Below are 13,546 nucleotides of genomic sequence, written 5' to 3'. Positions count from 1 at the left end.
AGGGGGACGACTACGACCCGCCGCCGGTGACGCCGGCGGTGGCCCCGGCGGTCGCGGCGGTGCGGCGTTCCAGGGCGGCGGACACCAGGGCCAGGCCCAGGGCGGCCGCGGCGAGCAGGGCGCCGACCCCGTTGGGGGCGGTGTAGCCGAGGCCGGCGGCGATGACGGCGCCGCCGAGCCAGGCGGCGAGCGCGTTGCCGAGGTTGAAGGCGCCGATGTTGACGGCCGAGGCCAGGGTGGGGGCGCCGTGCGCCTGGTCGAGGACGCGCTTTTGCAGCGGCGCGACGGTGGCGAAGCCGAGCGCGCCGACCAGCAGGACGGTGACGGCGGCGAGCACCTTGTCGTGCGCGGTGACGGTGAACAGGGCGAGCACGACGGCGAGGGCGCCGAGGGTGGTGCAGAGCATCGGCATCAGCTGGCGGTCGGCGTACCGGCCGCCGAGCAGGTTGCCGAGGAACATCCCCACGCCGAAGAGGACCAGCAGCCAGGTGACGGAGCCGTCCGCGTAACCGGCGGTGTCGGTCATCATCGGGGCGATGTAAGTGATGGCGGCGAAGACCCCGCCGAAGCCGAGGACGGTCATCGCCATGGCGAGCAGCACCTGCGGGTTGCGCAAGGCGGTCAGTTCCCGGCGCAGGTGGGCGCCCTGGGGGCGGGGCAGTTCGGGCACCAGCTTGGCGATGCCGAGCAGGCCCGCCACGCCGAGCGCGGCGACCAGGGCGAAGGTGGTGCGCCAGCCGACCGCCTGGCCGATGAAGGTGCCCAGCGGCACGCCGACGATGTTGGCGACGGTGAGCCCGGTGAACATGGTGGCGATGGCGCCGGCGCTCCGGTCGGGGGCGACGAGGCCGGCGGCGACGACCGAGCCGATGCCGAAGAACGCGCCGTGGGTCAGGGAGGCGACGATGCGCCCGGCGAGCATCACCTCGAAGCTCGGCGCGACGGCGGACAGCAGGTTCCCGGCGACGAACAGGCCCATCAGCAGCATGAGCATCGTCTTGCGGCCGAGCCTGGTGCCGAGCGCGGTCATCAGCGGCGCGCCGACGACGACGCCGAGCGCGTAGCCGGTGACCAGCAGCCCGGCGCCGGGGATGGAGACGCCGTAGTCGCCGGCGATGTCGGGCAGCAGGCCCATGGCCACGAACTCGGTGGTGCCGATCCCGAAGGCGCCGATGGCCAGGGCGAGGAGAGCGAGGGGCACGAGAGCGACCCTTCCGTGATTGCTTGAACGAGCACTTTGCGCGCTTAAACAATAGTTGCACACGCTCGATAAGTGCAATCGGGAACAGGGCGCGTCCGTCGCGGAGCCGGGGCGGGGGCCGGAAAACGCGACACCGCCACCGCCCGGACGGGCGATGACGGTGTCGGTGTCGGTGTCGGCGCTGGCGTGCCTGCGGCCGGGCCGGGCTAGCGGGCGGCGGTCGCGTCCACGTCCTCGACGGCCTTGACCAGCGGCGCCAGCTCCGGGCGCTTCGCGGCCTCGTCCAGCGCCTCGCGCAGCGCCGCGTCGTTGGTCGGCCGGGCCCGGGCCAGCAGCTGAAGGCCGGCCTCGGTCACGTCGGTGTAGATGCCGCGCCGGTCGGTCGGGCACAGGTAGCGCGACAGCAGCCCGCGGTCCTCCAGCCGGGTCACCAGCCGGGTGGTGGCGCTCTGGCTGAGCACGACGGCGTCGGCGACCTGCTTCATCTGCAGGTGCCCGCCCTCCCCGTCGTGCTGGCGGCTGAGCACGTCGAGCAGCGAGTACTCCCGCACGCTCAGGTCGTGCCCGCCCTGCAGCGCGCGTTCGATGTGCGCCTCGATCCTGCCGTGCAGCAGCGACAGGGCCCCCCAGCCGTTGGCGAGGGCGGTGAGCGCGGGATCCGTGGCGGGCATGGGGCCGGTCTCCTTCCGGGACGTCCTGGCCTCCAGGGTAAGTCATGCGCTGAAATATCCGCCAGGATCAATAATGCGCATGCGCAAGTATCCGCCCCGGCCCACCCCCGGACACGGGCCCCCGGACACGGCCCGAACCCGGCCGGACACGCACCGCGCACCCGACCCCACCCCGACCCCACCCCGACCCCACCCCGGCCACCGCCGGCCCGGGGTTGGCCGAAAACCGCCAGCCCCCGGCGCGGGCGCACCCCGCCCCCGCGCCCCACCACGCCGCGGGCGCAGCCCGGCGGCGGCCGCGCACCGACCGGGGCCACACCCACGAACGGATCCCGTGACCAGCCGGTTCAGCGCGATCCGGCCGATCCCCGCGGCGGGCAAACCGGGCGAACCACCGTACGGGCAACGGCATTTAACACGCCGTCCATGAAATGGCAACGCCTTGATCGGTTTCCCGCGGCGTGGATAGTTGTGACTCCCGCCGAGCCCGAACGCCCGGTCGGGAGCCCGGACACGGCCACCACCCGCGCCGTCCCCGGTCCCACACGCTCACCCGGCACGCTCGTCCGCCGCGGTCATGCGCCGGGGTCACCCGGCACGGTTGAGGGGAACACCCGAAGTGCGTCCATCCGACTACGAGCCGTACTGCCACGCCGACCCGGTCTTCTACGACGACCCGGCGGTACGCGACGACTCCGGCGAGCTCTACCCGCCGGCGCTCGCACCGGTGCCCCCCGGCTTCAGCCGCAGCCGCGACGGCGTGTGGGTCTACCTCCACCCGGACGGCACCACCCTGCCCGACCAGGGCTGGAAGGTGCACGTCTCGGCCGCCCTCGACGAGGCCGAGCAGGTCATCGACACCGTCCTCGCCCACTGCCGCGACCGGCGGATCAGCGTGAAGTTCCTCGGCGGACGCGACATCGTCCTCAAGGCCAACGCCAAGTACGCCCCACGCGGCGCCAGCGGCAAACTCCTCACCCTCTACCCCCGCGACGAGGCCGAACTCCACCGCGTCCTCACCGACCTCGAACCCCTCCTCAAGGACCACCGCGGCCCCTACATCCTCAGCGACCTGCGCTGGCGGCAAAGCGTCCTCTACGTGCGCTACGGCGCCTTCCGCCAGCTCTACTGCCTCGACGAACAGGGCCGCACCGTCTCCGCCCTGCGCGACGCCGACGGCACCCTGGTGCCCGACCGCCGCCGCCCCGTCTTCTCCGTCCCCTCCTGGGTGACCATCCCGCCCTTCCTCGCCGAACAGGTCCGCTCCCGCGCCGCCCAGCACAGCGCCCCCGACGACTTCCCCTACACCATCGAACGCGCCCTGCACTTCTCCAACGGCGGCGGCGTCTACAAGGCCCGCGACCGCCGCGACGCGACCACCGTCGTCCTGCGCGAAGCCCGCCCCATGGCCGGCCTCGACCAGCACGGCACCGACGCCGTCCAACGCCTGCACCGCGAACGCGACATGCTCCAGCGCCTGGCCGGCCTCGACTTCGTCCCCCGCCTCCACGCCCACCTCACCGTCTGGGAACACGAGTACCTCGTCGAGGAGTTCATCGAAGGCGAGAAACTCGAACGCTTCCTGTTCACCGGCCGCCACCCCCTGCTCACCGCCGACGCCGACGCCACCGCGATCGCCGAACACACCGCCCTCGCCCTCGACTTCGCCGACCAGCTCGCCACCATGCTGCGCACCCTGCACGAACGCGGCATCGCCTTCGGCGACCTGCACCCCGGCAACATCATGGTCCGCCCGGACGGGCGCCTGGCCCTGGTGGACTTCGAGCTCGCCTTCGACCTCGACGGCGGACAGCCGCCCGCCTTCGGCGCCCCCGGCTTCATCTCGCCCGCCGCCCGCACCGGCCGCGACGTCGACACCTACGCGCTCGCCTGCCTGCGCCTGTTCCTCTTCCTGCCGCTGACCTTCCTCATCGAACTCGACTCCGGCAAGGCCGCCGACCTCGCCCACACCGCCGCCCGCCGCTTCGACCTGCCCGCCGGCTGGGCCGAGCAGCTGCTCGCCGACCTCGCCGCCGCCACCGGCGGCACCCTGCCCCCCGGCCGCCTCGAAACCGCCCCCACCCAGGCCGGCCCCACCGACCTGCCCGACCCCGCCACCCCGGACGGCCTGCGCCACCTCCTCACCGACCTCGCCGACGGCATCCTCGCCGCCGCCACCCCCCACCGCACCGACCGCCTCTACCCCGGCGACCCCGAACAGTTCACCCGCCAGGGCGTCGACCTCGCCCACGGCGCCGCCGGCGTCGTCTACGCCCTCGCCACCACCGGCCACACCGTCCCCGACGACCACCTCGACTGGCTGCTGCGCGCCACCCGCGACCCCAAGGCCGTACGCCCCGGCCTCTTCGACGGCCTGCACGGCGCCGCCCTGGCCCTCGACGCCGCCGGGCGCAGCGCCGACGCCCGCGACGTCCTGGAACGCGCCCACCACCTCACCGACGCCCGCGACGACCTCGGCGTCCTGGGCCCCGACCTCGCCTCCGGCCTCGCCGGCATCGGCCTGGGCCTGCTCCACTTCGCCCACCGCCACGACGACCCCGACCTCACCCGCCGCGCCCGCACCCTCGCCGAACGCCTCACCCGCCCCGACGCACCCGCCCCCGGCCGCACCGGACTCCTGCACGGCACCACCGGCACCGCCCTCTTCCTCACCCGCCTGTACGAACACACCGGCGAACCCCACTGGCTCACCGCCGCCGCCCACGCCCTCGCCCACGACCTCGCCACCGCCCGCCTCGACGCCCTGGGCCTGCTGCTCACCGAGGACGACCGTGCCAGCGCCTACCTCGCGGGCGGCTCCGCCGGCGCCGCCCTGGCCGCCCGCGCGCTGGCGCGCCACCGCCCCGAGGACGCCGAACTCGCGGACACCGTCGTGCAGTTGGAGAAGGCCTGCGGGGCGGAGTTCGTCCTGATGCCCGGCCTGTTCGAGGGCCGCGCGGGCCTGATCACCGCGCTGGCCTCCTCCGACTCGCCCCGCTCCCGCGCCCAGGCCGGGCGCCAGATCGCCCGGCTGGCCTGGCACCTGGTGCGCCACCAGGGCCGCGCGGCCGTCCCCGGCCACCAGCTCTTCCGCCTCTCCACCGACCTGGCCACCGGCTCGGCCGGCCTCCTGCTGACGCTGCACGCGGCGTCGCACGGGACGGGCACCGCCCTTCCCCTCCTGGACCACCGGGGCGCCGCCGCGCACCGGTGAACGAGAAGGACCCGCCGACGCCTCGGCCGACGCGGCATCAGTTCGCACGACCCACCCGATCCGAACCCGGATCCGAACCCGAAACAGAGGTGTGACATGGCTTTCATCCTGGACCTGCAGGGCCTGCACGAGGAGTCCGAGTCCTACGTCGAGTCCCTGTGGTGCAGCCACTGGTCCTCGCGCGCCTGCATGTGAGGCGCCGCGGTGGCCCCCGCCCCCCCGGGGGGGGGGGCCCCCCCCGTGCCCCCCCCCCGTGCCGCCGCCGCCCCCACGGGGCCGCGCGCGCCGCCTGGTGCGGCGCCGCGGTGCCCGCCTCCCCGCGGGGAGGCGGGCACCGCCCGTTCCCGCCGCCCGTTCCCGCCGCCCGCGCCGCGGCGCCGCGGCGCGGGCGGGGGTGACTTCCCGCGCCGTACTGGTGAGTTGGCTAGACTGCCGCGGACCTGGTGTGATCACGAAGGGACAGGGCATGAGCATGGGGGAGAGCTGGATGACGGCGAACGAGCCCGGGCCCGAGGAACCGGCCGGCCTGCGGATACGCCAGGACATCCCGCACAGCGCCCGGATGTACGACTACTTCCTCGGCGGCAAGGACAACTTCGCCGTCGACCGCGAGGCGGCCGAACGCGTCCTGACGGTGTTTCCGACCATGCGCACCGCCGTGCGGGCCAACCGCACCTTCATGCACCGCGCCACCCGCGCCCTGGCCCGGCGCGGCCTGCGCCAGTGGCTGGACATCGGCACCGGCATCCCCACCTCGCCGAACCTGCACGAGGTCGCCCAGTCCGTGGAGCCGCGCGCCCGCGTCGTCTACGCCGACAACGACCCCGTCGTCCTGGCCCACTCCCGCGCGCTGATGACCAGCACCCCCCAGGGCCGCACCGCCTACGTCCACGGCGACGTGCGCGAGCCCGCCGCGATCCTGAGCGCCCCCCAGGTCCTGGAGACCCTCGACCTCGACCAGCCGGTCGTGCTGTCCATGGTGGCGCTCATCCACTTCGTCCCCCGCCTCGACGACGCGCACGCCATCCTCAAGCAGTTCCTGGACCCGCTGCCCTCCGGCTCCGCCCTCGTCCTCTCCCACGCCACCGCCGAACTCGACCCGGTCGGCGCCAACAAGGTCGAGGAGATCTACAACCAGGCCGGCACCACCCTGCGCCTGCGCCCCCGGGCCGAGTTCGCGACGTTCTTCGAGGGCCTGGACCTCCTGGAGCCCGGCATCACCCCCGCCCACCGCTGGCTCGCCCCCGGCGAGGACAGCCCCGCCGACGACCTGCTGCCCCCCACCGTCACCGACGCCCAGGTCTCCTTCTACGCCGCCGTGGCCGTCAAGCCCTGACCGCCGCGCCCGGCTGCCGCGTGCCAGGCCGCCGCTCACCCGATCGGGTGAGCGGCGGTTGGGCACGGGCCGCGGGTGGCACAACGGCGGGCATGACGACCTCCTCCGCACGGCGCCCGCGCCGCCGCCCGGCCCTCGACCCCACCAGCGCCCCCGTGCCCGCCCCGCCGCCCCGCCCGCGCCGCGGCGCCCCCCGCTGCTGCCGCACCTGGAACAGCGAGCACCGCCTGCCGAGCGGCCAGGTCGTGCGCACCACCTGGCACCAGGTCGCCTGCCCGGCCCGCTGAGCGCCTCAGGCGTCGGCGCGGGGGCGGTCGGCGAGCTTGAGCCAGACCACCCCGGCGATGATGACGGCCAGCCACAGGGCGCGCGCCGCGGTGAGGGTCTCGTCGAAGACGGCGGGCCCCAGCAGGGCGGCGCCCACCGAGCCGATGCCGGCCCAGACGGCGTAGCCGGTGCCGACGTCGATGCCGCGCAGCGCGGCGCTGAGCGCCCACAGGGTCAGGAGGAAGAACACGACGGCGGCCAGCGACCAGGCGAGCCGGGTGAAGCCGTGGCTGCCGCCGACGCAGAGCGCGTAGCCGACCTCGAAGCCGCCGGCGAGCAGCAGCATGAGCCAGGGGCGGGCCGGGCGGCGGGCGGTGTCGCTCATCAGGGACCTCCGTGGATACCCCCGGCTTGAGCCGGGGGAGGGAACGGGACTCCTGCGGGGCAGGGCAAGGGGCTGCGATTCGCCACATGGTGAACCTCAGTGCTCTGACCCGCAGGTTTGGTTCTTGCATCAGGTGTCGCTAGTTTGTGAGCGTGGCGGCCACTCAGGTGAAGCGGGCTTTCAAGTTCCGCTTCTATCCGACTGATGCGCAGGCGGCTGAGCTGTCGCGCACGTTCGGGTGTGTGAGGCTTGTGTACAACAAGGCTTTGGCGGCCCGGTCCGAGGCGTGGACGATGCGTCAGGAGCGGGTGAACTACAACGCCACGTCGGCGATGCTGACCGAGTGGAAGAAGACCGAGGAGCTGGCGTTCCTCTCGGAGGTTTCCTCCGTGCCGTTGCAGCAGGCCTTGCGGCATCTGCAGGGGGCGTTCTCCAACTTCTGGCTCAGGCGGGCGAAGTACCCGACGTTCAAGTCGAGGAAGAAGTCCCGAAAGTGCGCCGAGTACACCACCAGCGCGTTCCGGTACCGGGACGGGCGGCTCACGCTGGCCAAGATGACGGAGCCGCTGGCGATCGTGTGGTCGAGGGCGCTGCCCGAAGGAGAGTCGCCGTCGACGGTGACCGTGTCGCGGGATGCGGCCGGTCGGTGGTTCGTCTCCCTGCTGTGCGATGACCGGCCGTCGATGCCCGCACCGGTCAATATGGCGGTGGGCATCGACGCCGGGATCACCAGCCTGGTGACACTCTCCACCGGGGAGAAGGTCACGAACCCGAAGCACGAGCGCGCCGACCGGGAACGCCTGGCCAGGGCCCAACGGGAACTCGCCCGCAAGGCCAAGGGCTCGAAGAACCGGGAGAAGGCCCGGGTCAAGGTCGCCCGCGTCCATGCGAAGATCGCCGACCGGCGCAGGGACTTCCTGCACAAGCTCACCACTCGACTCGTCCGTGAAAACCAAACGGTCGTGATCGAGGATCTGACGGTCCGCAACATGCTCAAGAACCACAAGCTCGCCCGAGCCGTCTCGGACGCCTCGTGGACCGAGCTGCGGGCCATGCTGGAGTACAAGGCCCAGTGGTACGGCCGCGAGCTGATCACCGTCGACCGGTGGTTTCCCAGCTCCAAGCTGTGCTCGGCCTGCGGAACCATCCGCGACAAGATGCCCCTCAACGTCCGCGAATGGGCGTGCGGCTGCGGCGTGACCCATGACCGGGACGTGAACGCAGCCAGAATCATCCTGGCCGCCGGGCTGGCGGCAGCAGCCTGTGGAGACGGTGTAAGACCTCAACGGAGCACTCCGGGCGGGCGGTCGTCGGTGAAGCAGGAAGTCGTCCCACCGCCGCGCTCACGCGCAGCGGCTCAGCCGCGAGGCTGAGGGGAATCCCCCTTCTTCAGGAGGGGGAGGAAGTCAAGGGACACGGTCCTTTCGTGGGACGGGAATCGGGAGAAGGGCGCAGTGGCGGGTGCTCAGGCGGCGCCGCTGAGCTGGAGGCCGACGACGCCGGCGATGACGGTGGCGATGCCGAGCGCCTTGCGCCGGTCGAGGCGCTGGCCGAACAGCGGCACGCCGAGCAGGGTGATGCCCACGCCCGCGGCGGAGGTCCAGATCGCGTAGCCGACACCGACGTCGAAGGTCAGCAGCGCCTTGCTGAGGAAGTAGGTGCCGACGGCGCCGCTGGCCAGGGTGGCGGCGGTCCAGCGCCGGTTCGTGAAGCCCTCGGCCTTGCCGGCCGCGAGGGCGACGGCGATCTCGAAGACGTCGGCGATGGCGAGGTAGAGCCACTGCATGGGCGGTCCCCAATCCACTAGTTGCTTGTACGTGCAAGCTTTTTGTGTCCGCAAAGCCCCGCAGGCGAGGCGAGCGGGAGCAGCAGAAGATTGCATGAGCAAGCATTTCGCTGTCAAGCACCCGGTAGAAGGCCCGCACGCGCGGCGCGTACGAGGCCTTCGGGTCTTCCGGGCCTTCGGGGCTTCTGGGTCCTCGGGGCGGTGGTGGTGGCGGGAGCCGGCGGGCCGTCAGTCCCGGGCCGTCGCGCGCAGGGCCCGCACGGTGGGGCCCAGCTCGGGGTCGGCGGTGAAGGTGTTCAGCGCCGAGGACAGTACCTCCGCGTAGGTGGCGCGGGCGGCCTCGTAGCGCAGGCGCCCCTGCTCGGTGATGACGGCGTAGACGCCGCGCTTGTCGGACGGGCACAGGTCCTTGACCGCGAAGCCCGCCGCCTCCAGGCGGCCCACCAGGCGGGTGACCGAGGACTGCCCCAGCCCGACCCGCTCCGCCAGGTCCTGCATCCGCAGCTCGCTCGTCCGCGAGCGGTGCAGGTGCTCCAGCGAGCGGTACTCCGACAGGCCGATCCCGTGCCGGCGCTGCAGCGCCGCCGCCAGCTCGCGCTCCACCCGCGCGTGGAGCGCGAGCACGCGGCTCCACGCGGCCTGGTCGGAGGCGGGCAGGGGTGCGTGGGGGGTGCGGGGCGCGCGCGGTGACGCCGTCATGGGCGCCTCCTTCCGGAGTCGTCGGTCACCTGCAGAATACATGCACATGCAAGCTTCTGGGGTGGTGGGCCGCGGGCCCGCGCGGCCATTCCCGCCGACCCGCGGAAAACGGCGCCGGGGCCACCCGGTCGCCCGCCGAAAAGCCCTCGGCGAAACTCCCGGCCGCGCCCTCACGGCCGAATTCCCGCCGCCCGGGAAAACCCCGGAAAACCCCGGAGAACCCCGGAAACGGACCACCGCGCCGCCGGCCGACGAAAAACCGCCCCGCACGACCGCCCGCGCGCCCCGCCACCCCATCGCCCCCCCCGCATCGCGGGCGCGGCGAACCGCGGCCGCGCACGGCCGGGGAATCACCGGGAAAAGGCGGCGGAGGAAAGCGCGCCTACACCGCCGCGCGCACCGGGCCCGCCGCGCCCGCCGTCCGCACGTACTCGGCCAGGCACGCCACCGAGATCAGCGCCAGGCCGTGCCGGTCGGCGAACGCGCGCAGCTGCGGCAGCCGGGCCATGGAGCCGTCCGCGTTGGCGATCTCGCACACCGCCGCCGCCGGCCGCAGCCCGGCCAGCCGGCACAGGTCCACCCCCGCCTCGGTGTGGCCGCCCCGCGCCAGCACCCCGCCGTCGACGGCGCGCAGCGGGAACACGTGCCCCGGGCGCACCAGGTCGCCCGCCCCGGTGGCCGGATCGGCCAGCAGGCGCAGCGTCAGCGCCCGGTCGGCCGCCGAGACGCCGGTGCTGATCCCGGCGGCCGCGTCCACCGAGACGGTGAACGCGGTGCGGTGCTGCTCGGTGTTGCGGGCGACCATCTGCTCCAGCTCCAGACGGTCCAGGTCGGCGCCGGCCATCGGCGCGCACAGCAGCCCGCGGCACTCCCGCATCGCGAAGGCGACCAGCTCGCAGGTGGCGAGTTCGGCGGCGAACACGATGTCGCCCTCGTTCTCCCGGCTCGCGTCGTCGACGACCACGACCGCGCGCCCGGCCGCGATCCGGGCGATCGCCACCTCCACCGGGTCGAACGCCCGCTCGTGGTCCACCCCGTCCACCCCGTCCACCTCGTCCGCCCCGAGGGTCCGGTCGAGCGGGCCGAGGCCGAAGGAGCCCCGGTCGGGCGAGCCCTGGACGGCGGAGACGGCTGAGACGGCGGAGACGGCGGAGACGGCTGAGCCGGTGGAGACAGCGGAGTCGGCGGAAGGGTACGGCAGAGCATCGGTGCTGGTCATGCCCGTGGGTCCTAACCTCGGTGGGATTCGGGGGTGCGGAGCGCGAAGCGCGGACCCCGCACACCCGGACCCGGACCGGGCAGCCAGCCGGCCGGACGGGGCGTCGAAGGTGCGGCCCATCGGAACTCTCCTCGCGCTCGGGGGCGCGGACGTCCGGGGCATCAGGCAACGGGCGTGCAGGGGCCACCCACCGCACCGAAAACGGAGCACCCCACGGCCAGGGGAGGCCGACGGGACACCCCGGCGAAGGGGGAAGGACCCTGCCCGCCGCGCACTGCCTCCCTTCCGGACTTTCACCGTCGGTCCAGGAGTTCCACCTGGTCAACCGGCCGCTGGAGGCGACCGGGTCGCGGACTGTAACCGCCGGCTCGGAATTTCACCGACCCCGGAGTGCGCAAACGTGTTGAACGTCCGCCAACCTGACACACCCGAAGCCGTCTTGACAAGCCGTCACCATTCACGCCCGGAAGTGGGATGCGTCACGTACCCGCCGGCCCCGGGCACCGCCGACCCTTCCGACCGGCCCGTATTGCCGATGCTCTCCACCCGCGCCTAAGATCCCAGCCGCCGCCGAACATCCCCAGGTTGACGAAACATCATCCGAAAAACCGGCCGACGACGAACGGGCGAACGGTTCCACGAGGACGCGACGCGGCATTCCGGCCACCGGGGAACCGGAAATCACCAAACGGGGGAGAACAACGTTCATGCACGAACTCACCACGGGCCCGACGCCGACCCCCACCCGCAGGCAGACGACCAGGGAGCAGCCGTGCCACCGCTGAAGACCGCCGACCCCACCCCCCGCACACCCCCCACCCCACCACCCGCCACCACCCCCACCCGCCGCCCCGCACCCACCCCCGCCCGCACCCGCCTGGCCGCCGTCCTGCCACCCCTGGCCTTCGGCCTGCTCCTGCTCGGCACCTGGGAGAGCGCCACCCGCACCAAAGCCGTCTCGGCGTTCTTCCTGCCCGCCCCCGCCACCGTCGCCCACGCCTTCGCCGACGCCCTCACCCACGGCTCCCTGCTCGACTACACCCGCCAGACCGTCGTCGAGAGCGCCGCCGGCACCGCCATCGGCATCGCCGCCGCCCTCCCGCTCGGCTACCTGATGGCCCGCAGCACCCTGGCCGCCCGCGCCCTGCAGCCCTACCTCGCCGCCACCCAGGCCGTCCCCGCCGTGGCCCTGGCCCCCCTGCTCGCCCTGTGGATCGGCTACGGCCTGCTGCCCATCGCCATCCTGTGCGCCCTGCTCGTCTTCTTCCCGATGCTCGTCAACACGATGCTCGGCCTGCGCGAACTGGACCCCGACGTCCTGGCCGCCGCCCGCGTCGACGGCGTCGGCCCCTGGGGCATGCTGCGCCACATCGAGTTCCCGCTGGCCCTGCCCAGCATCCTCGCCGGGGTGCGCACCGGCGCCACGCTGTCCATCACCGGCGCGGTCGTCGGCGAGTTCGTGATGGGCGGCGAGGGCCTGGGCGAACTCCTGGCCGTCCAGCGCGGCCAGGCCGACTCCACCGGCCTGTTCGTCACCCTGCTCACCCTCACCCTGCTGGCCGCCGCCACCTACGGAGCCGTCCGGCTCCTGGAACGCGCCGTCGACCGCTGAGCACCACCACCACCGACGCCCCACGCCCGACGCCCGAAGCCCCACGCCCGACGCCCGACGCCCGACGCCGAAGACAGGACAAGGACTCCCGCATGCGCACCACCGCCGCCGCCCGCCCGGCCCGCTCGCTCGCCCTCCTGCTCGCCACCGCCGCCGCACTGTCGGCCTGCGCCTCCGACCCCACCGCCGCCAAGTCCACCGACGGCAAGGGCGGCGCCCTCACCATCGGCCTCACCTACATCCCCAACATCCAGTTCGCCCCCTTCTACGTCGCCCAGAGCAAGGGCTTCTACCAGGACGCCGGCCTCAAGGTGACCCTGCGCCACCACAGCTTCACCGACGACCTCTTCGGCGGCCTGACCGCCGGCAAGGAGGACGTCGTCTTCGCCGGCGGCGACGAAATCCTCCAGGCCCGCGCCAAGGACCTGCCCGTCGTCGACGTCGCCACCCTCTACCACACCTACCCGGTGGCGATGCTCGTCCCGCAGGACTCCCCGATCCACACCGTCGCCGACCTGCGCGGGCACACCATCGGCACCCCCGGCCCCTTCGGCGAGACCTACTTCGGGCTGCTCGCCCAGCTCAAGGCCGGCGGACTGACCACCAAGGACGTCACCGTCCAGCACATCGGCTTCACCCAGCAGGCCGCCCTGGTCGGCAAGAAGGTCGACGCCGTCATGGGCTACCTCAACAACGACGCCGTCAACTTCCAGCAGGCCGGCCTCGCCGTCCGCCCCGTCGAGGGCACCGACACCGCCACGCCGCCCCTGGTCGCGGCCGGCCTCGGCGCCACCAGGACCACCCTCGACCAACACGGCGACGACCTGCGCAAGTTCATCGCCGCCACCCTGCGCGGCGTCCAGTACACCATCGACCACCCCGACGAGGCGGTCACCATCAGCAAGACCTTCATCCCCGGCATGAACGACCAGAAGCAGCAGGACTCCGCCCTGGCCGTCCTCAAGGCCACCGTCCCGCTGCTCACCCCGCCGCCCACCGGCAAGCCCGGCCAGAACGACGCCGCCACCTGGGAGAAGATGGCCGCCTTCATGAAGGACCAGGGCCTCATCGACAAGCCCGTCACCGCCGCCGACGCCTTCAGCAACGACTACCTGCCGTAAGGCCGCCCCCACCCCCGGGCAAGCCCGTGGCACGG

At 73.3% G+C, this 13,546-nt stretch carries 11 protein-coding genes, 1 pseudogene and 1 riboswitch; of the genes and pseudogenes, 6 read left to right on the top strand and 6 right to left on the bottom strand.

Annotation, left to right across the window (positions count from 1 at the left end):
• Positions 1 to 10 precede the first annotated feature (10 nt).
• Positions 11 to 1,201: an MFS transporter gene (locus ACPC54_RS27325; protein WP_498968489.1), complete on the bottom strand. Its 1,191-nt coding sequence runs from the start codon at positions 1,199 to 1,201 to the stop codon at positions 11 to 13.
• A 206-nt stretch (positions 1,202 to 1,407) separates the two neighbouring features.
• Positions 1,408 to 1,872: a MarR family winged helix-turn-helix transcriptional regulator gene (locus ACPC54_RS27320; RefSeq protein WP_498968488.1), complete on the bottom strand. Its 465-nt coding sequence runs from the start codon at positions 1,870 to 1,872 to the stop codon at positions 1,408 to 1,410.
• A gap of 619 nt (positions 1,873 to 2,491) precedes the next feature.
• On the opposite strand from ACPC54_RS27320, the gene lanKC reads away from it, so the two are divergent.
• The 3 genes from lanKC to ACPC54_RS27305 all read left to right on the top strand — a co-directional run bounded on the left by lanKC (position 2,492) and on the right by ACPC54_RS27305 (position 6,709).
• Entirely contained in the window at positions 2,492 to 5,086 is a 2,595-nt protein-coding gene (gene lanKC, locus ACPC54_RS27315) for a class III lanthionine synthetase LanKC (RefSeq protein WP_498968487.1), read from the top strand.
• A 487-nt stretch (positions 5,087 to 5,573) separates the two neighbouring features.
• Positions 5,574 to 6,422 (top strand): SAM-dependent methyltransferase, encoded by an 849-nt coding sequence (locus ACPC54_RS27310; RefSeq protein WP_498968529.1) that lies wholly within the window; start codon positions 5,574 to 5,576, stop codon positions 6,420 to 6,422.
• Positions 6,423 to 6,514: 92 nt separating this feature from the next.
• Positions 6,515 to 6,709 (top strand): hypothetical protein, encoded by a 195-nt coding sequence (locus tag ACPC54_RS27305; protein WP_498968486.1) that lies wholly within the window; start codon positions 6,515 to 6,517, stop codon positions 6,707 to 6,709.
• A 5-nt stretch (positions 6,710 to 6,714) separates the two neighbouring features.
• Here the strand turns inward: ACPC54_RS27305 and ACPC54_RS27300 are convergent, their stop codons facing one another.
• Positions 6,715 to 7,074 carry a DMT family transporter gene (locus ACPC54_RS27300; protein ID WP_498968485.1) on the bottom strand — a complete coding sequence of 120 codons (360 nt, stop codon included), beginning with the start codon at positions 7,072 to 7,074 and terminating at the stop codon, positions 6,715 to 6,717.
• Positions 7,075 to 7,220: 146 nt separating this feature from the next.
• Here ACPC54_RS27300 and ACPC54_RS27295 point away from each other — a divergent pair, with 146 nt between their 5' ends.
• Entirely contained in the window at positions 7,221 to 8,447 is a 1,227-nt protein-coding gene (locus tag ACPC54_RS27295) for an RNA-guided endonuclease InsQ/TnpB family protein (protein ID WP_498968483.1), read from the top strand.
• Positions 8,448 to 8,539: 92 nt separating this feature from the next.
• On the opposite strand, the gene ACPC54_RS27290 is transcribed toward ACPC54_RS27295, so the two are convergent.
• From ACPC54_RS27290 to ribB, 3 genes and pseudogenes are all read right to left on the bottom strand, one after another.
• Entirely contained in the window at positions 8,540 to 8,860 is a 321-nt protein-coding gene (locus tag ACPC54_RS27290; RefSeq protein ID WP_498968481.1) for a DMT family transporter, read from the bottom strand.
• Between the two features lie 228 nt (positions 8,861 to 9,088).
• Positions 9,089 to 9,559, bottom strand: coding sequence for a MarR family winged helix-turn-helix transcriptional regulator (locus ACPC54_RS27285; RefSeq protein WP_498968480.1), 471 nt, complete (start codon positions 9,557 to 9,559; stop codon positions 9,089 to 9,091).
• Positions 9,560 to 9,974: 415 nt separating this feature from the next.
• Positions 9,975 to 10,778: pseudogene (gene ribB, locus ACPC54_RS27280) on the bottom strand (3,4-dihydroxy-2-butanone-4-phosphate synthase); the annotation flags it as partial.
• Positions 10,779 to 11,045: 267 nt separating this feature from the next.
• A riboswitch (FMN riboswitch) is annotated at positions 11,046 to 11,176 on the bottom strand.
• A 629-nt stretch (positions 11,177 to 11,805) separates the two neighbouring features.
• On the opposite strand from ribB, the gene ACPC54_RS27275 reads away from it, so the two are divergent.
• On the top strand, positions 11,806 to 12,390 hold the full coding sequence (locus tag ACPC54_RS27275; protein WP_498968527.1) for an ABC transporter permease: 585 nt from the start codon (positions 11,806 to 11,808) through the stop codon (positions 12,388 to 12,390).
• A 92-nt stretch (positions 12,391 to 12,482) separates the two neighbouring features.
• On the top strand, positions 12,483 to 13,511 hold the full coding sequence (locus tag ACPC54_RS27270) for an ABC transporter substrate-binding protein (RefSeq protein WP_498968478.1): 1,029 nt from the start codon (positions 12,483 to 12,485) through the stop codon (positions 13,509 to 13,511).
• Positions 13,512 to 13,546: the final 35 nt, after the last annotated feature.

This window comes from Kitasatospora sp. NPDC094028 (genome assembly GCF_049543595.1).
In the GTDB taxonomy this organism is placed as follows: Bacteria; Actinomycetota; Actinomycetes; order Streptomycetales; family Streptomycetaceae; genus Kitasatospora.
Note: the sequence above shows the minus strand (reverse complement) of the source record. Positions and strands in the feature narration are given on the sequence as shown.

Bases quoted from the DNA above. Each gene is read 5' to 3' on its own strand.
- ACPC54_RS27320 (WP_498968488.1), bottom strand. From the start codon at position 1,872: ATGCCCGCCACGGATCCCGCGCTCACCGCCCTCGCCAACGGCTGGGGG.
- ACPC54_RS27310 (WP_498968529.1), top strand. From the start codon at position 5,574: ATGACGGCGAACGAGCCCGGGCCCGAGGAACCGGCCGGCCTGCGGATA.
- ACPC54_RS27305 (WP_498968486.1), top strand. From the start codon at position 6,515: ATGACGACCTCCTCCGCACGGCGCCCGCGCCGCCGCCCGGCCCTCGAC.
- ACPC54_RS27300 (WP_498968485.1), bottom strand. From the start codon at position 7,074: ATGAGCGACACCGCCCGCCGCCCGGCCCGCCCCTGGCTCATGCTGCTG.
- ACPC54_RS27290 (WP_498968481.1), bottom strand. From the start codon at position 8,860: ATGCAGTGGCTCTACCTCGCCATCGCCGACGTCTTCGAGATCGCCGTC.
- ACPC54_RS27285 (WP_498968480.1), bottom strand. From the start codon at position 9,559: ATGACGGCGTCACCGCGCGCGCCCCGCACCCCCCACGCACCCCTGCCC.
- ACPC54_RS27270 (WP_498968478.1), top strand. From the start codon at position 12,483: ATGCGCACCACCGCCGCCGCCCGCCCGGCCCGCTCGCTCGCCCTCCTG.